Origin of the sequence: Achromobacter sp. ACM01, assembly GCF_014851745.1 — a bacterium.
Taxonomy (GTDB): Bacteria; Pseudomonadota; Gammaproteobacteria; order Burkholderiales; family Burkholderiaceae_B; genus Achromobacter; species Achromobacter aegrifaciens.
In genome coordinates, this window is record NZ_JACVAF010000002.1 from 471,464 (window position 1) to 493,004 (window position 21,541).

The window sequence follows — 21,541 nt, forward strand, 5'->3', positions numbered from 1 at the left end:
CGCCATGACGCGCTATCTCTTGCGCCGCCTTGCCTATGCGCTGGTGCTGCTGCTGGCCGTGGTGACGCTGAATTTCCTGCTGATCCACATCTCTCCGGGCGATCCGGTCGAGACCATCGCGGGCTCCATGGGCGGCATCAGCGAAGAACTGCGTGCGCAGCTGCGCGCGCAGTACGGGCTGGATAAGCCCTTCCTGACGCAACTGGGCATCTACCTGATGCAGGTGCTGCGGGGCGACCTGGGCTATTCCTATTTCTTCAACGTGCCGGTGGCGCAGCTGATCTGGGACCGCGTGCCTGCCACGCTGCTGCTGGTGGTGACCTCGGTGCTGAGCGCGTTCCTGGCCGGCACGCTGCTGGGCACGCTGGCCGCGCGCAAGCCCAATGGGCCGCTGTCGCAAGGCATCACGCTGTTGTCGGTGGTGGGCTACTCCGCGCCGGTGTTCTGGACGGGCATCATCCTTATCATCCTGTTCGCCTCGGCGCTGCCGATCTTCCCGGTGTCGGACATGCGTTCCGCCGGCGGGCCGCAGGACGGCTGGGCGGGTGTGCTGGACGTGCTGCATCACCTGGTGCTGCCGGCCTTCACCCTGGCCTTCGTCTACCTCGCGCAGTACAGCCGGCTGGCGCGCGCCAGCGTCATGGAGGCGCTGTCGGCCGACTACATCCGCACCGCGCGCGCCAAGGGCTTGCCGGAACGCTCCGTGCTCTACAAGCACGCGCTGCGCAACGGCGTGCTGCCGGTGGTGACCATGCTGGGCCTGCAGTTCGGCAACGTGCTGGCCGGCGCGATCCTGGTCGAGACGGTCTTCAACTGGCCCGGGCTGGGCCGGCTGGCGTTCGACTCCGTGCTCAGGCGCGACTATCCCACGCTGCTGGGCATCCTGCTGTTCGCCTCGCTGCTGGTGGTCGTGATGAATCAGCTTACCGATCTGGCCTATCGCCTGATCGATCCCAGGATCAAGACCTCATGAGCCAGACTCCTCCCGCCGTATCCATCGCCGCCATGCAAGGCCAGGCGGCGCGGCCGCCGGCCCGTCCGTCGTACGAGGCCTTGCGGGTATTCGCGCGCAATCCCGCGGCGCTGGCTGGCGTGCTGCTGCTGGCCGCCATTCTGGCCGTGACGCTCTTTGGGCCCATGATCATGGAGGCGGATCCCTTCGAGATCGCCGGCGCTCCCATGACGCCGCCGGGCGCGGACGCGCTGCTGGGCACCGACTACCTTGGACGGGACGTATTGACCGGCATGGTCTATGGAGGCCGAGCCACCTTGCTGGTCGGCGTGGTGGCGGCCGTGCTGTCCATGGCCATCGGGCTGACGGTCGGCGCGCTGGCGGGCTACTACGGCGGCTGGATCGACGAAACCCTGATGCGCATCACTGAATTCTTCCAGGTGCTGCCGACCCTGCTGTTCGCCATGGTGCTGGTGACGCTGTTTTCGCCGTCGCTGGCGACCATCGCCATCGCCATCGGCGTGGTCAGCTGGCCGGGCACGGCGCGGCTGGCGCGGGGCGAGTTCCTGCGCCTCAAGCGCCGCGAGTACGTGCTGGCCGAGAGGGTGATAGGCGCGGGCGACGCGCGCATCATCTGGCGCGTGATCCTGCCCAACGCGCTGGCGCCGCTGATCGTGTCGGCGACGCTGGCGATAGGCACGGCGATCCTGTTCGAGGCCGGCCTGTCGTTCCTGGGGCTGGGCGACCCCAACATCATGAGCTGGGGCTTGATGATAGGCAGCAATCGCCCCTACATCCTGACCGCGTGGTGGGCGGTGACCCTGCCGGGCGCCGCCATCTTCCTGACCGTGCTGGCCGTCAGCCTGATCGGCGACGGGTTGAACGACGCGCTCAACCCGAACTCGCGGGGGCGGGCATGAACGCCGCGCTGCAGGCGCCCGTGCTGGAGGTCGACAGCCTGAGCCTCGAGTTCCAGTCGCGCGGCCGTGTCGCCGAGGTGCTGAGCGCGGTGAGCTTCGACTTGAACCCCGGCGAAACCCTGTGCCTGGTGGGCGAGTCCGGCTGCGGCAAGAGCATGACGGCGCTGGCCATCATGCGGCTGATACCAGCGCCGGGGCGCATCGGCGGGGGCTGCGTGCGCCTGCGCGGCGACGACCTGGCCGGCCGCGACGAGGAGGCCATGCGCCAGGTGCGGGGCAACAAGATATCCATGATCTTCCAGGAACCCATGACGGCGCTGAATCCCGTGTATACGGTCGGCGACCAGATCGCGGAGCCCCTGCGGCTGCATCAGGGCCTGAGCAAGAGCCAGGCGCGCGAGCGTGCCATCGAAATGCTGAAGTCGGTGGGCATCCCCTTGCCGGAGCGGCGCGTGGACGATTATCCGCACCAGATGTCCGGCGGCATGCGGCAGCGCGTGATGATCGCCATCGCGCTGGCCTGCGATCCGGATGTGCTGATCGCCGACGAGCCGACCACGGCGCTGGACGTGACGGTTCAGGCGCAGATCTTCGACCTGCTGCGCGAACAGCAGGCGCGGCGCGGCACCGCGGTGCTGCTGATCACGCATGACATGGGCGCGGTGTCGGAGATGGCCGACCGGGTCGTGGTCATGTACGGCGGACGGGTGGTGGAGCAGGGCGGCGTGCGCGAGATCCTGGCGCAGCCCCGCCATCCCTACACCCAGGGGCTGATCGCCTGTCTGCCGGAGCTGGACCGCGAGCCCGACGACGTGCGCCCGGACCTGCCGGAGATTCCCGGCGTGGTGCCCTCGATCTGGGAGCGCGGCGCGGGCTGCCCCTTCATGGAACGTTGCGGGCAGGCCATGGCGCGCTGCCGCGACGCGTTTCCGCCCCTGACCCGTGTAGGCGAGGGGCAGGAAGTCGCCTGTTGGCTGTATCCGGAGACCGCGCAATGACGTCACCGCAATCTTCCGCCTTGCTGTCCGTGCGCGATCTTGCCGTGCATTTTCCCATCGGCGGGCGTGGCCGCGACGGCAAGCCGGTGGTCGTGAAGGCCGTGGACGGCGTGTCCTTCGAGCTGCAGCGCGGCCGCACGCTGGCGATCGTGGGCGAGTCCGGTTCGGGCAAGACCACCACGGCCTTGTCCGTGCTGCGGCTGGCGGACCCGACCGCGGGCTCCATCCACTTCGACGGTACGGACATGACGGCGCTGAACGGCTCCGCCCTGCGCCGCATGCGCCGCCGCGTGCAGTTGGTGTTCCAGGATCCGTATTCCTCGCTCAATCCGCGCCAGCGGGCGGGCGACATCGTGCGTGCGCCGCTGGACCTGATGGGCATCGATCCGCCCGGCGGACGCGAGGCGCGCGTGGCCCGCATGTTCGAACTGGTGGGCCTGCGCCCGGAGCAGCGGCAACTGTTTCCGCACCAGTTTTCCGGCGGCCAGCGGCAGCGGCTGAACGTGGCGCGGGCGCTGGCCAGTGCGCCGGACCTGATCGTCTGCGACGAGCCGGTGTCGGCCCTGGATATCGCAATCCGCGCGCAGATCCTGAACCTGCTGCGGCGCATTCAACGCGAGCAGGGCCAGTCGTTCCTGTTCATCTCGCACGACATGGCGGTGGTGGAGCACATCTGCGACGACATCGCCGTCATGTACCTGGGCAAGATCATCGAGCAGGCCACCCGCAACGCCTTTTTCACGCGGCCGCTGCATCCCTACAGCGTCGCCCTGATGTCGGCGGTGCCGACCGTGAAGGGCGGGCGCGAGCTGGCCGCGCGCCGCGTGCGGCTGGCGGGCGATCCGCCCAGTCCGGTCGATCCGCCGCCGGGCTGCCGTTTTGCCGGACGCTGCCCGGCCGCGCAGCCGCTCTGTACCACACGCGAACCCGGCTTGCGCGAAGTCGCGCCGGGCCACCGCGTGGCCTGCCATTTCGTCGAATCCCGCGATGGCGTCCTGGCGTCGCCGCTGCAGGGATGAGCCCACCCTCCGATAGAAGGACAGACAGATGACCGACACCCGCGCCCGAACCACGATCTATGCCGCGCGCAGCATCCTGACCATGAACCCGATGCAGCCCCGCGCCACGCACGTGGCGGTGCGCGAGGGCCGCATCCTGGGCGTGGGCAGCCGCGAGGAACTGGCGGGCTGGGGGCCGGCCGACCTCGACGAGCGCTATGCGGACAGGGTGCTCATGCCAGGCCTGGTCGAAGGGCATTGCCATCTGCCGGAAGGCGGCATGTGGAAGTTCGTGTACGTGGGCTTCTACGACCGGCGCGGACCCGATGGCAGGCTGTGGGAAGGCTTGAAGAGTTTCGATGCGGTGGCCGCGCGGCTGCGCGAGGCCGAACGCGTCCTGGCGGCCGGCGAGACGCTGATAGGCTGGGGCTTCGACCCGATCTTCTTCGAAGGCGCGCGCATGCGCGTGCAGGACCTGGACGCGGTGTCCGCCGAGCGGCCCGTGGTGGTCATGCATGCCAGCATGCACCTGATGAACGTGAACACGCCCATGCTGGCGCGCGCCGGCATAGACCGCGATACCGACATCGAGGGCGTGACGCGCATGGAAGACGGACGGCCCAGCGGCGAACTCTGCGAATTCGCCGCGATGTTCCCCGTCATGCGCCTGATTGGCAGTCCATTCCGCACCGTGGGCGTATCGGAAGAGGGCCTGCGCATGTTCGGCAAGGTGGCGCAGTGGGCGGGCGTCACCACGGCCACGGACCTGGTCAATGAACTGGGCGACGAGGGCCTGGCGACGCTGGCCCGCATCACCGCCGAACCGGACTATCCCGTGCGCATCGTGCCGGCCGCGTCCGCGCTGACCTACGCGGGCGATCCGCAGCGCTGCCTGGCCAAGCTGGCCGAGGCCCGGCGCCTGAACAACGACAAGCTGCATCTGGGCATGGTCAAGCTGGTGGTGGACGGTTCGATCCAGGGCTTTACCGCCCGGTTGCGCTGGCCCGGCTACTACAACGGCGCGCCCAACGGCATCTGGGTGATCGCGCCGGCCGAGCTGGACGCAATGGTCCAGACCTACCACGACGCCGGCGTGCAACTGCACATACACACCAATGGCGACGAAGCCACCGAGCTTGCGATCGACGCGGTGGATCGCGCCTTGCGCCGCAGCCCGCGGCGCGATCACCGCCATACCTTGCAGCATTGCCAGATGGCCGACGCGGCCCAGTTCCGGCGCATGGCCAGCCTGGGCATGTGCGCCAATCTCTTTGCCAACCACATCTTCTACTGGGGCGACGCCCATCACGCGCTGACCATGGGGCCGGACCGCGCCAGGCGCATGGACGCCTGCGCCTCGGCGGCGCGCGCCGGCGTGCCGTTCTCCATCCATTCGGATGCGCCCATCACGCCGCTGGGACCGCTGTTCACGGCCTGGTGCGCCGTGAACCGCCAGACTTCGTCGGGCAAGGTGCTGGGGGAGTCCGAACGCATCGGTGTGGAGCAGGCCTTGCATGCCGTCACGCTGGGCGCGGCCTACACCTTGCACCTGGATCACCTGGTCGGCTCCATCGAGGTCGGCAAGCATGCGGACTTCTGCGTGCTGCAGGACGATCCGCTGGAGGTGGCGCCCGAGAAACTGAAGGACGTGCGCGTACTGGGCACCGTGATCGGCGGCAGGCCCTTGCCACTGCGGGAAGCCTGAGATGGCGGCCCATGGCGCACCGCGAATTGCGCTGACCGTGGTGGGCGGATTCCTGGGCGCGGGCAAGACCAGCTTGCTCAATCATGTGTTGTCCCGCAGCCAGCGCCGCGCGGCGGTCCTGGTCAATGACTTCGGCCCGGTCGATATCGATGCCGGGCTGATCGCGCAGCGCAGCGACCAGGTGATCAGGCTGGCCAACGGCTGCGTCTGCTGTTCCATGGCGGGCGGCCTGGACGATGCCCTGGCGCGCGTGCTGGCGCTGGACCCCTTGCCGGAATGGATCGTGATCGAGGCCAGCGGGGTGTCGGATCCGGGCCGCATCGCGCAGGTCGGCATGTCGGATCCCATGCTGCAGCTTGAGGGCGTGGTGGTGCTGGCAGATGCCGCGAACGTGCGCACGCTGGCGGCGGATCCCTTGCTGGCCGATACCGTGGAACGCCAGCTCAAGGCTGCGGATCTGCTGGTGTTGAACAAGACCGATCTGGCGTCCGCCGCCGAACTGGCGTCGTTGCGTTCATGGCTGCAAGCGGCGACACGCGGGGCCGCGATGGTCGAGACGCGCGAAGGGCGCGTGGACCTGCGCCATCTGCTGGGCGAAGGCGGGTCTTGCAGCGTTGCGCATGAATGCGCAAGCGGCGCTTGCGGCCATGCGGGACACGTCCACGCCGCGATGCCCGACGACCCCGACCATCCATTCCAGAGCTGGCTGTGGCACGCGCCCGCGCTGCTGGACGCCGACCGGCTCGCCAGCCGGTTGCGCGACGCGCCCAGGCAGCTGCTGCGGGCAAAGGGCTGGGTGCGCACCGATCGCCACGGCCTGGTGCTGGTGCAACTGGCGGGCCGGCGCGTGCGCTACGACACGCAGGCCAGGCCGCCCGAGGATCTGGACGAGCCGTCGCTGGTGCTGATCGGCATGCGCGGCGCCGTTGATCCCGCGGACGTCGACGCCTGGCTGGCGCCGGCGGCGGCGTGAGGGGCGGGCGTAGATAGGTATAGATTTATTGGATTGCTTGTCAATTTTTTCCTTGTTGACCGATTCGAGGCAAGCGGGAGAATTCGCCGGTTCGATAGCCGGCCCTTCTCCCGGCTGCTTACTGACCTATCGGCTTACAAGGAGCGAATCATGACAGGCATTTCCGGGGGCTTGCGCAAGGCCGCAATCGTATTCGGCGGCTCGCGCGGCATCGGCGCCGCCATTGTCCGGCGGCTGGCGGCCGACGGCGCGGACGTGGCGTTCACCTATGTTTCCGCGCCCGAGCGCGCGCGCGAGACCGCGGCCGCGATCGAAGCGGGCGGGGCGAGGGCGCTGGCCATTCATGCCGACAGCGCGAACTCGGAGGCGATTCGCCTGGCCGCCGCGCGCGCGGCCGAGCATTTCGGACGGCTCGACATCGTGGTGGTCAACGCCGGCATCCTGAAGTTGGGCGGGGTGGCCGACGTGAGCGTGGCGGATCTCGACCAGATGCTGGCCGTCAATGTGCGCGGCGTGTTCCTGGCGATCCAGGCCGGCGCTGCGCACCTTGCGCGCGGCGGCCGCATCGTTACCATCGGCAGCAATTTGGCCGCGCGCATCGGCGGGCCGACCGTGAGCGTGTATGCGATGACGAAGGCGGCGGTGGCGACGATGGTCAAAGGCATCGCGATCGATCTTGCACCCCGCGGCATCACCATCAACAACGTGCAGCCCGGGCCGATCCAGACCGATATGACGGTCAACCATCTTGATGCGGTCGTTCCGCTGATCCCGTTGCAGCGCGTCGGCAGCGCCGATGAAATCGCGTCGCTGGTGGCATGGCTTGCCGGCGCCGAATCGGGATACATGACGGGGGCCAGCCTGACTGCCGATGGCGGGATGACGCTGTAGCCGGCGCCGTCCGCAACACGTCTGGACGCCCAACCGGGCGGCCGGTTGCGCATTGCGCGGCCTGCCACCCGATGTCGCTTCTGGTGCAAGCGATTTCCCGTTTCTGGTTCTAGACCCTGCCTGGGGGCTCACTTACCTTTGGTCCTGAATGCTGGCGCGTGTTGCGCCCGCGTCTACCGGAGGTATGCAATGCAGAAGACCGTCACCGCGGACATGCTGGCCGAATTCGCGGCGGCCTGGAACCGCCACGATATCGACGCCTTGATGTCCTTCATGAGCGACGACTGCGTGTTCGAGACCGTGGCCGGCCCCGAGCGATGGGGCGCGCGGCACGAAGGCCGCGAGGCGGTGCGGGCGGCCTTCGCGGCGGCCTGGGCGAATTTCCCCGATGCGCAGTGGCGGAACGGCACGCATTGGGTCGCAGGCGACCGCGGCGTGTCCCAATCGACCTTTACCGGCACCGCCGCCGACGGCTCCCGCGTGGAGGCGGACATGGTGGACGTCTTCACCTTCCAGGACGGCAAGATCCGCGTGAAGAACGCCTACCGCAAGCAGCGCCCGGTATTGCCGGCCCGCGGTTGAACACGCACCCGCATCCAGCAACCGGAACGCAGCATGGATACTCAAATGTCCTTCCAACCTGTAGGTCCGGCCCCCGCTGGCCGGACGGCGATCAGCGCCTACAACCCGGCCTACGATCCGCTGGTGTCCCCGCCCGGCCGCGGGCAGGACTACGCGCCCACCTACTGGGTCGCGACCGCCGGCGAACCGCCCGAGGATGACGGCCCCGTCAACGGCGATATCGACGCCGACGTGGTGATCGTGGGCTCGGGCTTTACCGGGCTGTCGGCGGCGTTGACGCTGGCGCGCGACTTTGGCGTGAAGGCCGTGGTGCTCGAGGCCAATCGCGCGGTGTGGGGCTGCACCAGCCGCAACGGCGGACAGGGACAGAATGCGTCCGGACGCCTGTACCGTTCGCAATGGATAGCGCGCTGGGGCCTGGCGACCGCCAAGCGCCTGGACGCGGAGATCCGCGAAGGATTCGAATATTGGAAGAGCCTGGTGGCCCAGGTGGATTGCGACGCGCAACCTGGCGGCCATCTGTACACGGCGCACCGCCAGAAGAAGATGGCGTTCCTGGAAAACGAAGCCCGCGTGATGCGCGAGGTGTTCGGCTATGACGCCCGGATGTTGAACCGGGAGGAATTGCGCGAACGCTACGTGTACGACCGCGAGGCGGTGGGCGCGATGCACGAGCCGGATGGCGTGGGCGTGCATCCGTTGAAGCTCGCCTATGGCTATATGCGGCAGGCGCGGGCCCTGGGCGTGCGCATCCATCCGGGCAGCCCGGTGCTGGGCTGGCGCGCCGAGAATGGCGGTGTGCGGCTGCAGACTCCCAACGGCTATGTGCGCGCGCGGCGCGTGGCGTTCGCCACTGGCGGCTATACCGCGCAGGGCGTCAACCGTTTGCTGGACAACCGCATCATGCCGGTGCTGTCGAACTCGCTGGTGACGCGTGTGCTGACGCCGGCGGAACGCGATGCAGCGGGCCTCAAAAGCACGGTGTTCATCACCGACACGCGAACCCTGCGCTTCTATTACCGCCTGCTGCCCGACGGCCGCATGCAGATCGGCAGCCGCAGCGCGCTGCGCGGCGCCGACGCGCAGCATCCGCGCCATCTGGCTCTGCTGCGCGAAGGGCTGGCGCGCAAGTTCCCCACGCTGGCGGGCGTGGACGTGGACTATTCCTGGTGGGGCTGGGTGGACGTGAGCCACGACATGATGCCGCGCGTGACCCAGCCCGACCCGGCGCAGCCGGTCTATTACGCCTTCGGCTACGGGGGCAATGGCGTGGCGTTCTCGGCCCACGCGGGCAAGCGCCTGGCGCAACGCATGATGGGCAAGGACGGCGTGGCCTGGGACCTGCCGATCTACGACTCGCCCTTGCCGGGGCATATGTTCGCGCCGTTCCGCAGGCTGGGCCAGGGCCTGCTGTACCGCTGGTACTACCTAAGAGACGAAGTGCTCTAGCGCGTGCAAGTCCGGGCCCTGCGGGGCCTGCTTGCCGTCCGCGGCGCGGCCGCGGTAGCGGTCGACCACCTTGGCCAGCCGGGCAATCCCCGGCTCGATGTGTTCCGGCCGGATCGATGTGAAGCCGACCCGCAGGAAGTTGCGCGGCGCGTCGGCTCCGTTCATGAAGAAGACGTCGCCGGGTTCCACCACCACGCCCTCGGCCAGCGCGGCCTCGGATAGCTCGCAGGCGTTGAGCCAGGGCGGGCCTTGCAGCCAGCAGGACGAGGATCCGGTAATGGGTATGACCTTGAAATCGGGCAGGTGCCGCGCCAGCGCGCGGGCCAGTTCGGTGCCGCGCTCCTGGTAGGCCTGCGATTGCCTGCGCAGCAGCGAATGGTGGTGCCCCAGCGAAATGAACAGCGAAAACGCCCGCTGGATGTAGGCTGAAGGGTGGCGCAGCATGAGCCGGCGCAGGGCGCGCAGTTCCGCGGTGAGCTCGCGCGGCGCCACGATGTAGCCGATGCGCAGGCCGGGCGCGAAGGACTTGGCCAGGCTGCCCACGTAGATCACGCGGCCGTCGCGGTCCAGGCTCTTCAAGGCGGGAATCGCGCCTTCGCCCCAGCGGCTTTCGCTTTCGAAGTCGTCCTCGATGATCAGGCTGTCGGCCTGGCGCGCCAGCGTCAGCAGGTTCTGGCGGCGCTCCGGAGATAGCGTGACCGTGGTGGGGCACTGGTGGCCCGGCGTGACGAAGAGGTAGTCGCAGCCCAGCAGATGGGTGCCGGTGCACAGCCCTTGTTCGTCCACCGGCAGGGGCAGCAGATTGCGCGTGTGGCTGGCGAAGATGTTGCGGGCGTCAGGGTAGCCGGGGTCTTCCATGCCGACCACCGTGTCCTCGTTGACCAGCAGGTCGGCCAGCAGGTAAAGCGCATGCTGCGCACCCACGGTGATGACGATTTCCTCGGCGTCGGCCCAGACGCCGCGCCGGGGCAGCACCTGGGTGCGGATCTGCTCGATCAGCGCGGGGTCGTCGTGGGTGATCAGGTCCGGCGCCCAGCTGCGGATGTCCAGCACCGACAGCGCCTTGATGCAGCATTCGCGCCATTCCGCGGTGGGGAACAGGTCCTGGTCGAACTGGGCGTAGACAAAGGGATAGGGCTGCTTCTGCCAGTCGCGCGGCTTGGTGATGTTGCGTTGCCGGGACGGGCGGAAGCGCAGCCTTTCGTCCCAGCGCACGTCCGGCTCGCCGCCGTCGGCGGGCGGGGCGTCGGCAGCCGGACCGGAATGGCCGCGCATGACCGTGTCGCTGACGAAGTGGCCGCTGCGTTCGCGCGACACCAGATAACCCTCGCTCACCAGTTGCTGGTAGGCGAACACGACGGTGTTGCGCGCGATGCGCAGCTGGTCGGCCAGATGCCGGCTGGACGGCACCGGCGTGCCCGGCGGCAGGTGGCCGCTGAGGATGGCGGACACCAGCATCTGGCGCACGCAGCCCTGCAGGCTGAGGTTGGGCGCGCTTTCGCGTTCGAACAGGCGCTCCCACAACACAGGCTTGAGCATCGAGGCCTGGCTGGACATGACGGCTCCTTGTCTAGGCCGCGCAGCCGGTAGCCGCTGCGCAGGCGCCGCTCTTGAGGATAGAGGAGCCGGATGGGGGACGAAATGAGGGATTGCCCGGGCGCGTTTCAGACCCGTCCCTTCCACGGAATGGCGAACTTCTCCAGATAACGGACCAGCAGGTCGAAGGCGAAGGCGAACACGCCGATCACGATGATGCCCATGATGACGGTGTCGCTGGCCAGGAACTGGGCGGCGTTAAGCACCATGAAGCCCAGGCCGCGGTCGGCGGCCACCATTTCGGCGGCCACCAGCGTGGTCCAGCCCACGCCGATGCCGATGCGCATGCCCGTGAAGATCTCCGGCATGGCGGCCTTCAGGATCACGTGCCAGACCACCTGCGCAGGCGTGCCGCCCATGGCGTAGGCCGCGTGGATCTGTTCGATCGACACCGAGCGCACGCCGGCGCGCGCCGCGATCGCCATGGGCGCGAAGATCGCCAGGTAGATCAGCAGGACCTTGGGGAACTCGCCGATGCCGAACCAGATGATGATGAGCGGCAGGTAGGCCAGCGGCGGCAGCGGGCGGTAGAACTCGATGGGCGGATCGAAGATGCCGCGCGCGTACCGGTTCACGCCCATCAGGATGCCGACGGGAATGGCGGTCACGCAGGCCAGGAAGAAGGCCCCGAACACCCGCGACAGGCTGGCCAGCGCATGTTCGGTCAGCGTGGAGTTGGCCACGCCGTCGGTCATGGCCGAGACGAACTTGTCGTACACCGCCAGGGGCGAGGGCAGGAACAATGGCCGCACCCAGCCGGCGCTGGTCACCAGGAACCACAGCCCGATGAGCGCCAGGCTGGTGATCAGGCTGATGTGGCCGCTGTAGCCCGCGCCCGGCGCGCCGTAGACCTTGCCCGGCGCGGCGGGCTTGTGTCCCGGGCGGCTGCTAGCCATGGAAGCCTTGGGGGGAGGAGGCTCGCTCGTCGCCATAGATGATGCCGAGGACTTGTTCGCGCATGGCGATGAAGTCGGGACTGGATTTGATGCTGCGGCCATCGCGGGTCTCCAGGTAGCGCCGGTTGAAGTCCGGCGTGAAGGTATGCGTGATGCGGCCCGGGCGGGGCGACATGACGATCAGCCGCGAACCCAGAAACAGCGCTTCTTCGACGCTGTGCGTGATGAAGAAGAACATCTTGTTGGTCTGCCGCCAGATGTCCAGCAGCAGCTCCTGGATGGTTTCGCGGGTCAGCGCGTCCAGCGCCGCCATGGGCTCGTCCATCAGCAGCATGGCGGGGTTGCAGGTCAGCGCGCGCGCAATGCCCACGCGCTGCTGCATGCCGCCGGACAGCTGGTAGATCATGTGGCGGTGGAAGTCCTGCAGGCCCACCAGCTCCAGATTGCGGCGGGCGCGGGCGCGGCGCGTTTCCTTGTCCACGCCTTGCAGCTTCAGGCCGAACTCGGTGTTCTCCAGCACGTTCAGCCAGGGCAGCAGGGCATGCTTCTGGAACACCACGCCGCGGTCGGCGCCGGGACCCACGATAGGCCGGCCGCCCAGCGTGATCTCGCCCTCGGTGGGCGACAGGAAGCCGGCCAGCAGGCTGAGCAAGGTGGTCTTGCCGCAGCCCGAGGCGCCCAGCGCCACGACGAACTCGCCAGGCTGGATGGTCAGGTTGACGTTCTGCAACGCGATGACCGGACCGCTTTCGTGCAGGCCGGGGTAGGTGACGCTTACTTTTTCCGCGCACAGGTTATGCGTGGCGGACGAGGACTGCATGGTCATGCCGGCTCCCCTGGTTGCGACGGGCTGCGCGCAGCCCTGCGTGGCGCTGGGCAGGCGGCGCCGGACGGGCCGCCTTGGCCGCAAGCGCTCCTTACTTCTCGGCCGCCTTGGCGTACTTGTCGGTGACGTGCGGGCTGTAGTCGGCCAGGGCGCGGTCGATCTGCTTCTGGTCCTTCAGGAATTGGGCGCTGGCCGCGAAGGCGCGCGCGGCGCCCGATTCCTTGCCGCCGCCCAGCCAGACATTGGAGGCCTGTTCCTGCACGGTCGGGAAGACCAGCAGCTGGAGCGCTTCGACCATGTCCCCGGGCTTGCCGCCGATCAGCTTGACGATGCTCTTGACCTGCGGAGAATCGGCGGTCCACTTGGCGCTGTTGGCGCGGTAGTCCGCATAGGACTTGGCCAAAACGCTGGTGAAGGCGGCCATGAACTTCGGATTCTTGGCGGCCCAGGCGCGATCGACCACGATGCCGTCGAAGGTTGGCACGCTGGCTTTGCCGATCTGTTCCGAGTCGGCAATGATCTTGCCGCTCTTGGCGATCTCGGTCAGGGCGGGCGGCCAGACGTAGGCCGCGTCGATGTCGCCGCGCTGCCAGGCGGCCACGATCTGCGGCGGCTGCATGTTCAGGATGCGCACGTCGCGCGGATTGATCTTCCAGACCTGTTCCAGCCCGACCAGCAGATGGAAGTGCGAGGTGGACACGAAGGGCGTGGCGACGCGCTTGCCCTTCAGGTCGGCCGTGCTGTTGATGCCGGAACCGTTGCGCGCCACCAGCGCCTCGGATTTGCCGATGTTGTCCAGGATCCAGAACAGCTCCATGTCGACGCCGCGGGTGGCGGCCGCGGTGATGCCGGTGGAGCCCAGCACGCCGACCGGCACATTGCCGGAGGCCAGCGCGGTGGAGATGTCGCCGCCGGAGGTGAACTGGCGCCAGTCCACTTGGTAGCCGGCGTCCTTCAAGGCCTTGTCGAAACTGCCGTCGGCGATCGCTGTCAGGAATGGCCCCACGATCAGCTGGTAGCCGACCACCAGCTTGGTCTGGGCATAGGCGGGAGCGGCCAACAGCGCGGCGGCCAGGCCGGCCAGGGTGCAGCGGCGGATGAGGCGGAATATCGCGTTCATGGAGATCTCCGGGAGGGAACGGCCGCGCTCCGGCGCGACCGGCATGCTGGAGCCAGTTTGCCCGGATGGAGCCAGAACGCTAGGGCCAGATGCCCTAATCAGTAGGAGCCAAAAAGGTCCGGGCCCGCCCGCCGCGCCGGCAACGCCAGGACTGGCGCGGCCGGCGCGGCGGGCGGGCCCGCGATATGCGCCAAAAGGGGGAGAGGGGGATCGGCCTAGCGGATGAGGCTCAGGAACTCGGCCCGGGTCGACGGATTGTCGTGGAATTCGCCCAGCATGACCGAGGTGACCATGGACGAGTTCTGCTTTTCCACGCCGCGCATCATCATGCACATGTGCTGGGCCTCGATCACCACGGCCACGCCGGCCGCGCCGGTCACCGACTGCACGGCCTCGGCCACCTGGCGGCTGAGGTTTTCCTGGATCTGCAGGCGGCGCGCGTACATTTCGACGATGCGGGCGACCTTGGACAGACCCAGCACCTTGCCGTTGGGCAGGTAGGCCACGTGCGCCTTGCCGATGAAGGGCAGCATGTGGTGTTCACAGAGCGAGTACAGCTCGATGTTCTTGACCAGCACGATCTCGCGCGTGTCGGAGGTGAACAGCGCGCCATTGACGATTTCGTCCAGGTTCTGGCCGTAGCCGCGGCACAGGTGGCGCATGGCCTTGGCGGCGCGGGCGGGCGTATCGGCCAGCCCTTCGCGGGACGGATCTTCCCCTAGTTCTTGAAGAATGGCGGTGTAGTTCTTTTCCAATGACATCGGGGACTCCTGGGGGCGGCGCTGGTTGCGGCGCTTTACTGTGTAGCGTAGTGCTGCAAGTCTACCTCAGGCCACAAGAAGGGTTTCCCCGCCGGGCCGGCCCAAGGGGAAACAGCCCCCTCGGGGGGCAGCAAGCGCGCGTAGCGTGCGCGGCGTGGGGGCTACATCCCTCGGTTCTCGACCGCGTACTTGATCAGCTCGGCCTGGCCGTCTATGCCCAGCTTGCGCTTGATGTTCAGGCGATGGGTCTCCACCGTGCGCACCGACAATCCCAGCGCCTGCGCGATCTGCTTGTTGGCCTCGCCGCTGGCGATGTGGCGCAGCACGTCGCGTTCGCGCTGCGTCAGCATGGTGGCTGGCGCCGTGGCCTGCGACAGGCGCACCGCGACCGCAGCGCTGAAATAGCTGCGGCCTGCCATGACCGCGTCGATGGCGGTGACGATCTCATGCGCCGGTTCGTCCTTCAGCAGATAGCCGCGCGCACCGGCCTTGACCGCCTGCACCATGTATTCGGGGTTGTCGTGCATGGACAGCACCAGCACCGCGATCTGCGGGTAGCGCTCGTGCAGCAGGGCGGTCAGTTCCAGCCCGCCCACGCCGGGCATGTTCAGGTCCATCAGCGCCAAGTGCGGCAAGGTGCCTCCTTGCGGGTCCTCGGCCAGGCAGGCGGCCAGGAAGGCCTGGGCGGCGGCGGCGTTGCCGGCTTCGCCCACCACCCGCAGTTGCGGCACGGTTTCCAGGCGCAGCCGCAGCCCGTCCCGCACCAGCGGGTGGTCGTCGATCAGCAGCAGCCGGATGGCGTCGGGCTTGTGGTTCATGCGTCGGAACTCGCGGGGAGAGGGGCGGCGGGCAGCGGCAGCCAGGCCTGCAGCACCGTGCCGTGGGAAGTCGAGCGGAAAGTCAGCGTGCCGGACAGCGCGTTCATGCGTTCGCGCATATTGCGCAGGCCGATGCCGCGGCGCGGATCCTGTTGCACCTCGGCATAGTCGAAGCCGCGGCCGTCGTCGGCGATGGTCAGGCGCAGGTCGCGCGGCGAATAAGCCAGCGTCATGTCGGCGCGGGTGGCGCCGGCGTGGCGGATGACGTTGGTCAGGGCTTCCTGGGTGACCCGGAACAGGGCGGTGGCATAGGCCTCGGGCAGCTTCACCGGCTGCCCGGCGGTGTGCAGGCGCACGGCCAGAGGCGGGGCGCCATCCTGGCTGGGAATGGCGAATTCCCGGCCCAGATGTTCGAGTGCGGCCGGCAGGCCCAGGTCGTCCAGCAGCGTCGGCCGCAGGTTGTGCGAAATGCGGCGGACTTCGCCCACGGCGGTATTCAATCGGTCCAGCGCGCCGCCCAAGGGGGTGTCGATATGAGCGAGGACGCGTGGCTCGTCCGGCAGCGTCTGCCGCAGCCGTTCCCGCGCCGCTTCCAGCGACAGCTTGATCGACACCAGCACCTGGCTGATGCCGTCATGCAGCTCGCGCGAGAGCCGTGCGCGCTCGTCTTCCTGCGAACGCACCAGCTGGCGCGCCATCAGCCGCAGCTTGGCGTCGGACTGGCGGTGGTCGCTGATGTTCAAGGCCAGGCCGCAGGCCGCCACGCCCAGGATGGACACGGCGGCAATCCCGGCCACCCAGGCGAACATGCTGCGGATATTGGCCTGGGCGGCGGCGTCGATGCGCTCCAGCGCCTGCTGCACGTCGTCCAGGTAGATGCCGGTGCCCAGCATCCAGCCCCAGCGCTCCAGCACCACCACGTAGCCCAGCTTTTCCTCGGTCTGGTGGGTGGACGGCTTTTCCCAAAGGTAGTGCACCGCTTCGCCGTCCTGGCCGCCGCGCCGGGCGGCGGTCAGCAGATTCTGGATGACGGGCTGGCCCTTGGTGTCGCGCAGTTCCCAAAGGTCCTGCCCAACCAGCTCCGGCTGGCGCGGGTGCATCAGGTTCCTGCCCTTCAGGTCGTAGACGAAAAAGTAGCCGTCGTGGCCGAATTCCATCTGCGCCAGCAGGTCCAGCGCGCGCTGGCGGGTGGCGTCATCGTCGGCCGCCGCCTGCAGGGGGGCGATGGCGCTGTAGGCCAGGTTGACGTAGTGGCGCAGCTCGCCTTCCTTGCTGGCCAGCCAGGCGTTTTCCACGACCTGCTTTTCGCGCTGCGCCAGCTGCAGGCCCTGCACGTAGACGGCCACCGTGATGGCGGCGACGGCCACCAGCAAGGGCACCGCGGCGAGCAGCAGGATTTTCAGGCGCAGCTTCATGAAGGATTTGTATCAGCGCGAACGCGAATATTGCGGCGCAGCATTTTGCTTGCCGCAGTCAGGATCGGGAAATTTCAGTCGTGATTTTACGGTTTTCGCCAAATCATGCTGCGGCGCATTGCGTAGTAACACGTAGCGGAATTGCGTAGTTTCGCGCTTGTTGCTGCGTAGTCAAAACGAAATACTAGCGTCCGCGTCGACACGGCGCTGCGTGGACGCGCGCGCGTCCGCCACCCCACAACAATGAGTCTGCCTTCCGCGGGACGATAAAAGCGTTTCACGCCAAAAGCATGGCGGGAGGCTAGAGGAGCACTTATGCAAACCAGCAGTAAGGGACTGGGTCAGCACCTGGTCTGGCTGGCGGTTGCGGTACTGGGCGCGTTCGCGCTGGGCACCGTGGCGCTGGCCAGAGGGGAGACCATCAATGCGCTATGGGTGGTGATCGCCGCCGTATGCGTGTATTTGATCGCATACCGTTATTACAGCCGCTTCATCGCCAAGAACGTGTTCCAGCTGGATCCGACGCGCATGACGCCGGCCTGGAAGCACAACGACGGCCTGGACTACGTGCCCACCAACAAGCACGTGCTGTTCGGCCACCACTTCGCCGCCATCGCTGGCGCTGGCCCCCTGGTGGGCCCGGTGCTGGCCGCGCAGATGGGCTACCTGCCGGGCATGCTGTGGATCCTGGCCGGCGTGGTGTTCGCCGGCGCCGTGCAGGACTTCACGATCCTCTTCATCTCGACCCGCCGCGACGGCCGTTCGCTGGGTGACCTGGTCAAGTCCGAGCTGGGCAAGATCCCGGGCGTGATCGCGCTGTTCGGCGCCTTCATGATCATGGTCATCATCCTGGCCGTGCTGGCGCTGATCGTGGTCAAGGCGCTGACGCATTCGCCCTGGGGCACCTTCACGGTGGCCGCGACCATTCCCATCGCGCTGTTCATGGGCGTGTACCTGCGCTACATCCGCCCGGGCAAGATCGGCGAAGTGTCCATCATCGGTTTCGTCGGCCTGATGGCCGCCATCACCTTCGGCCAGGACGTGGCCGCGCACCCGGTGATCGGCCCCATGTTCGACTTCGACGGCAAGGGCCTGACCTGGATCCTGATCATCTACGGCTTCATCGCTTCGGTGCTGCCGGTGTGGCTGCTGCTGGCCCCGCGCGACTACCTGTCGACCTTCCTGAAGATCGGCACCATCGTCGGCCTGGCCATCGGCATCGTCGTGGTCGCGCCCGAGCTGAAGATGCCCGCGCTGACCCAGTTTGTCGACGGCACCGGTCCGGTGTGGTCGGGCAACCTGTTCCCGTTCCTCTTCATCACCATCGCCTGCGGCGCGGTGTCGGGCTTCCACGCCCTGATCTCCTCGGGCACCACGCCCAAGCTGATCGAGAACGAAACCCAGGCCCGCTACATCGGTTACGGCGGCATGCTGATGGAATCCTTCGTGGCCATCATGGCGCTGGTGGCGGCTTGCGTGATCGAGCCGGGCATTTACTACGCCATGAACAGCCCGGCGGCCGTGATCGGCACCACGCCCGACCAGGTGGCCCAGGTGGTCTCCAGCTGGGGCTTCGTGGTGACGCCCGCGGACCTGATCCAGACCGCCAAGGACGTGGGCGAAAGCACCATCATCTCGCGCGCCGGCGGCGCTCCGACGCTGGCCGTGGGCATGGCGCACATCCTGCACCAGGCCATCGGCGGCCCGGGCATGATGGCCTTCTGGTACCACTTCGCCATCCTGTTCGAAGCGCTCTTCATCCTGACTGCTGTCGACGCCGGCACCCGTGCGGGCCGTTTCATGCTGCAAGACCTGCTGGGCACCTTCGCCCCGTCGCTCAAGCGCACTGACTCGCTGCCTGCCAACCTGATTGCCACCGGCCTGTGCGTGGCGGCCTGGGGCTACTTCCTGTATCAGGGCGTGGTCGATCCGCTGGGCGGCATCAACACGCTGTGGCCGCTGTTCGGCATCGCCAACCAGATGCTGGCCGCGATTGCGCTGACGCTGGGCACCGTGGTGCTGTTCAAGATGAAGCGTGACCGCTACGCCTGGGTCACGGTGCTGCCGACCCTGTGGCTGCTGGCATGCACGCTGACCGCCGGCTGGCAGAAGCTGTTCCACGCCGACCCGCGCGTGAGCTTCCTGGCCCATGCCGACAAGTACAACGCGGCCATCGCCGAAGGCAAGGTCCTGGCTCCGGCCAAGTCCCTGGGCGAAATGTCGCGCGTGGTCTTCAACGACTACATCAACGCCGGCCTGTGCGCGATCTTCATCTTCGTGGTGGTGAGCATCGTGGTGTTCGGCCTGCGTTCGGTGCAGCGCGCGCGTAACGAGAACAAGCCCACCGCCCGCGAAATGCCGTACGAAACGCTGCCGGCCGCCGCCGGCGCGGACTGAGCGCAACAGGGAGACGACGCATGCTGTTCACCAACATGAGTTCCGCGGCCGGCGCCGCCGGCCGCTACCTGGGGCAGACGCTCCGGCTGATGGTCGGCGTGCCGGACTACGAGACGTATGTGGCGCACATGCGGCGCACGCACCCTGACCAGGAGCCGATGACTTACGAAGCATTCTTCCGCGAGCGCCAGGACGCGCGTTATGGCGGGAAGAAGCGGATCGGTTGCTGCTGACAGGAAAGGCCTCGCTTGCGAGGCCTTTTTTTCGTTGGGCGCAGGCGGCGACGGGTTATACCGACTTTCTGCGTACCCTTTCGGCGTAGACCACCAAAGGCACCGCCCCGATCGCGCACAGCGACATCACCAGAAATCCCCCCGGCGCATAGCTGCGGTACAACGCGCCGCCCAGCTGGATGCTGGCGAACATGAAGACCCCTCCCGACAGCAGCGCGTAGAGCGCGATGGCCGAGGTCTTGATGGCGGCGGGCACGTGGCGCGTGATGTACCACATGATCGCTGCGTTATTGCCCGCCAGCGTGAAGCACTGCAGCAGTTGCAGGCCCGCGATCAGCGCCGGATCGGTGGTGGCGGACAGACCGGCCCAGCGGATCGCGGTCATGACGGCGGACGCCAGGATCAGCCATTGCGCGCCCGTGCGGGCCAGGATGCGGGGCGCCAGGAAAAAGAACAGGACCTCGCTGGCAACGCCTACCACCCACAGCATGGAAATCAACGCGGTCGACAGGCCGCTGGCGGTCCAGTACAGCGTGGAATAGGAATAGAGGAAGCCGTTGCTGGCCTGGACCAGCGAGGCCGCAGCGATGCACATCAGCAGCGGGCGGTCGCGCAGGACTTCGAGCATGGGCAGGCGGACCGCCGGCGCGAGCGCTTCGCCCGCAGCGGGGCGCGCCGCCCGAGGCAGCAGCCGCACGCAGGCCAGGCAGGCGATGATGAGGACGATGGACAGCCACATCACCCAGTCGGCGTCGAACGTCTTGATCAGGTAGCCGCCCGCCAGGGTGACCACGGCAAAACCCAGCGAGCCGCAGGCGCGCATGACGGTGTAGGAACTCCCCTGGCCCCGGCCGCTGGCGATGGCCATGCGGTCCATCAGCGGCAGCACCGCCGGGAACACGGCATTGAGCAACAGCGTGATGGCCAACAGCCAGCCGGGCGCGCTGCTGAACGGATAGCAGACGAACAGCGCCAGCGACGCCGCCAGCGCCGCCGCAATCAGCGCATGGGCGCGGCCGGTCTGGTCGGCGACGTGGGCGACCACGGGCGTGGACAGGATCTTGGGCAGGAAGGACGTGGCGACGATCAGGCCGATGACGGCGGGATCCAGTCCGCGGCTGGCGAACCACAGGGGCAGAAAGGGGATGCTGACTCCCTGCAGGCCGTAATACAGGAAGTAAAACCCGTGCAGGGCGATGGCGCCTTGCCTGGGGTCGGGGTTGCCGCGCATAGCGATGGAGGGATCCGGCTGAATTGACGCGCCGTAGCATACTCCTAGCCGGACCGGATTTCAGAAGGGAGGGCGCCTTGATCCCGGACATTGGCAAAAGAACGCGTGCGGATTTACGCTAGCGAAGTCGCGGCGCAAGCAAGCCTCGCGCCGCGCGTGTGTTTTCACCATCATTCCTAGGAGTTGCGACCCATGGCCAAGAAACTGGATGAGAAGACCACCAAAGCCCTGAAAGAGCGGCGCAAGCGCCCGCTGGCGACGCCGACCGACCTGGCGTCGGCGGCCACCAGGGATATTTCCGCCGCGCTGAACCAGATACTCGCCGACGTGTTCGCGCTGTATCTCAAGACCAAGAATTTTCATTGGCACGTCAGCGGCCCCCATTTCCGCGACTACCACCTGCTGCTGGACGAGCAGGGCGACCAGCTGTTCGCCATGACGGATCCCATCGCCGAACGCATCCGCAAGATCGGCGGCACGACGCTGCGTTCCATCGGCCACATCGCGCGTTCGCAGCGCATTTCGGATAACGACGCGGACTACGTGCAGCCGCTGGATATGCTGGCCGAGCTGCGCGAGGACAACAAGGTCCTGGCCGCGGCGCTGCGCGAAGCGCACAACATCACCGACGAGCACCGCGACATCGCCAGCTCCAGCCTGATCGAGAACTGGATCGACGAGACCGAACGGCGCACCTGGTTCCTGTTCGAAGCCAGCCGGGAAGGGGATTCGACCGGCCATTGAGGCCGCAGGCGAGCCCCGCGCGCCCTGTCCACCGGG

At 67.6% G+C, this 21,541-nt stretch carries 20 protein-coding genes; 12 read left to right on the forward strand and 8 right to left on the reverse strand.

Annotated features, from left to right (window positions below):
• Positions 1–4: 4 nt before the first annotated feature.
• The 9 genes from IB268_RS10635 (at position 5) to IB268_RS10675 (ending at position 9,468) form a co-directional block, all read left to right on the forward strand.
• A complete protein-coding gene (locus IB268_RS10635; RefSeq protein WP_054456787.1) occupies positions 5–973 on the forward strand; it encodes an ABC transporter permease in 969 nt (322 codons plus the stop codon).
• Positions 970–1,872: an ABC transporter permease gene (locus tag IB268_RS10640; protein ID WP_125470795.1), complete on the forward strand. Its 903-nt coding sequence runs from the start codon at positions 970–972 to the stop codon at positions 1,870–1,872. The genes IB268_RS10635 and IB268_RS10640 overlap by 4 nt, the downstream gene beginning before the upstream one ends.
• The gene (locus IB268_RS10645) at positions 1,869–2,870 is read left to right on the forward strand and encodes an ABC transporter ATP-binding protein (protein WP_054456789.1); all 1,002 of its coding nucleotides are present in this window, start codon (positions 1,869–1,871) and stop codon (positions 2,868–2,870) included. The genes IB268_RS10640 and IB268_RS10645 overlap by 4 nt, the downstream gene beginning before the upstream one ends.
• Entirely contained in the window at positions 2,867–3,889 is a 1,023-nt protein-coding gene (locus tag IB268_RS10650; RefSeq protein WP_054456790.1) for an ABC transporter ATP-binding protein, read from the forward strand. The genes IB268_RS10645 and IB268_RS10650 overlap by 4 nt, the downstream gene beginning before the upstream one ends.
• Before the next feature lie 28 nt (positions 3,890–3,917).
• The gene (locus IB268_RS10655) at positions 3,918–5,573 is read left to right on the forward strand and encodes an amidohydrolase (RefSeq protein ID WP_192354208.1); all 1,656 of its coding nucleotides are present in this window, start codon (positions 3,918–3,920) and stop codon (positions 5,571–5,573) included.
• Between the two features lies 1 nt (position 5,574).
• Positions 5,575–6,546, forward strand: coding sequence for a GTP-binding protein (locus IB268_RS10660; RefSeq protein ID WP_175213263.1), 972 nt, complete (start codon positions 5,575–5,577; stop codon positions 6,544–6,546).
• Between the two features lie 150 nt (positions 6,547–6,696).
• Entirely contained in the window at positions 6,697–7,437 is a 741-nt protein-coding gene (locus tag IB268_RS10665) for an SDR family oxidoreductase (protein ID WP_192354209.1), read from the forward strand.
• Between the two features lie 189 nt (positions 7,438–7,626).
• The gene (locus IB268_RS10670) at positions 7,627–8,019 is read left to right on the forward strand and encodes a nuclear transport factor 2 family protein (protein ID WP_192352025.1); all 393 of its coding nucleotides are present in this window, start codon (positions 7,627–7,629) and stop codon (positions 8,017–8,019) included.
• 33 nt (positions 8,020–8,052) lie between these two features.
• On the forward strand, positions 8,053–9,468 hold the full coding sequence (locus IB268_RS10675; RefSeq protein ID WP_192354210.1) for an FAD-dependent oxidoreductase: 1,416 nt from the start codon (positions 8,053–8,055) through the stop codon (positions 9,466–9,468).
• On the opposite strand, the gene IB268_RS10680 is transcribed toward IB268_RS10675, so the two are convergent.
• The 7 genes from IB268_RS10680 to IB268_RS10710 form a co-directional block, all read right to left on the reverse strand.
• Entirely contained in the window at positions 9,448–11,025 is a 1,578-nt protein-coding gene (locus IB268_RS10680; protein WP_119451108.1) for a PLP-dependent aminotransferase family protein, read from the reverse strand. The genes IB268_RS10675 and IB268_RS10680 overlap by 21 nt on opposite strands.
• Before the next feature lie 107 nt (positions 11,026–11,132).
• Entirely contained in the window at positions 11,133–11,960 is an 828-nt protein-coding gene (locus tag IB268_RS10685; RefSeq protein WP_054456796.1) for an ABC transporter permease subunit, read from the reverse strand.
• Positions 11,953–12,786 (reverse strand): taurine ABC transporter ATP-binding protein, encoded by an 834-nt coding sequence (locus tag IB268_RS10690; RefSeq protein WP_192354211.1) that lies wholly within the window; start codon positions 12,784–12,786, stop codon positions 11,953–11,955. Before IB268_RS10690 ends, IB268_RS10685 begins: the two co-directional genes overlap by 8 nt.
• 91 nt (positions 12,787–12,877) lie before the next feature.
• Positions 12,878–13,906 (reverse strand): taurine ABC transporter substrate-binding protein, encoded by a 1,029-nt coding sequence (tauA, locus tag IB268_RS10695; protein ID WP_192354212.1) that lies wholly within the window; start codon positions 13,904–13,906, stop codon positions 12,878–12,880.
• Positions 13,907–14,121: 215 nt separating this feature from the next.
• Positions 14,122–14,667 carry a GTP cyclohydrolase I FolE gene (folE, locus tag IB268_RS10700; RefSeq protein WP_119451110.1) on the reverse strand — a complete coding sequence of 182 codons (546 nt, stop codon included), beginning with the start codon at positions 14,665–14,667 and terminating at the stop codon, positions 14,122–14,124.
• A 161-nt stretch (positions 14,668–14,828) separates the two neighbouring features.
• Entirely contained in the window at positions 14,829–15,485 is a 657-nt protein-coding gene (locus tag IB268_RS10705) for a response regulator transcription factor (RefSeq protein WP_125470788.1), read from the reverse strand.
• Complete coding sequence (locus tag IB268_RS10710; RefSeq protein WP_054456801.1) at positions 15,482–16,900, reverse strand: cache domain-containing protein; 1,419 nt, start codon at positions 16,898–16,900, stop codon at positions 15,482–15,484. The genes IB268_RS10705 and IB268_RS10710 overlap by 4 nt, the downstream gene beginning before the upstream one ends.
• Before the next feature lie 315 nt (positions 16,901–17,215).
• On the opposite strand from IB268_RS10710, the gene IB268_RS10715 reads away from it, so the two are divergent.
• Together IB268_RS10715 and IB268_RS10720 are read left to right on the forward strand one after the other, a co-directional pair.
• Positions 17,216–19,297 carry a carbon starvation CstA family protein gene (locus IB268_RS10715; protein WP_054456802.1) on the forward strand — a complete coding sequence of 694 codons (2,082 nt, stop codon included), beginning with the start codon at positions 17,216–17,218 and terminating at the stop codon, positions 19,295–19,297.
• 20 nt (positions 19,298–19,317) lie between these two features.
• Entirely contained in the window at positions 19,318–19,530 is a 213-nt protein-coding gene (locus tag IB268_RS10720; RefSeq protein WP_013393534.1) for a YbdD/YjiX family protein, read from the forward strand.
• 55 nt (positions 19,531–19,585) lie between these two features.
• Here IB268_RS10720 and IB268_RS10725 read toward each other — a convergent pair whose 3' ends face one another.
• Positions 19,586–20,761, reverse strand: a complete 1,176-nt coding sequence (locus tag IB268_RS10725; protein WP_054456803.1) for an MFS transporter — start codon at positions 20,759–20,761, stop codon at positions 19,586–19,588.
• Between the two features lie 192 nt (positions 20,762–20,953).
• On the opposite strand from IB268_RS10725, the gene IB268_RS10730 reads away from it, so the two are divergent.
• On the forward strand, positions 20,954–21,505 hold the full coding sequence (locus IB268_RS10730; protein ID WP_013393536.1) for a Dps family protein: 552 nt from the start codon (positions 20,954–20,956) through the stop codon (positions 21,503–21,505).
• Positions 21,506–21,541: the final 36 nt, after the last annotated feature.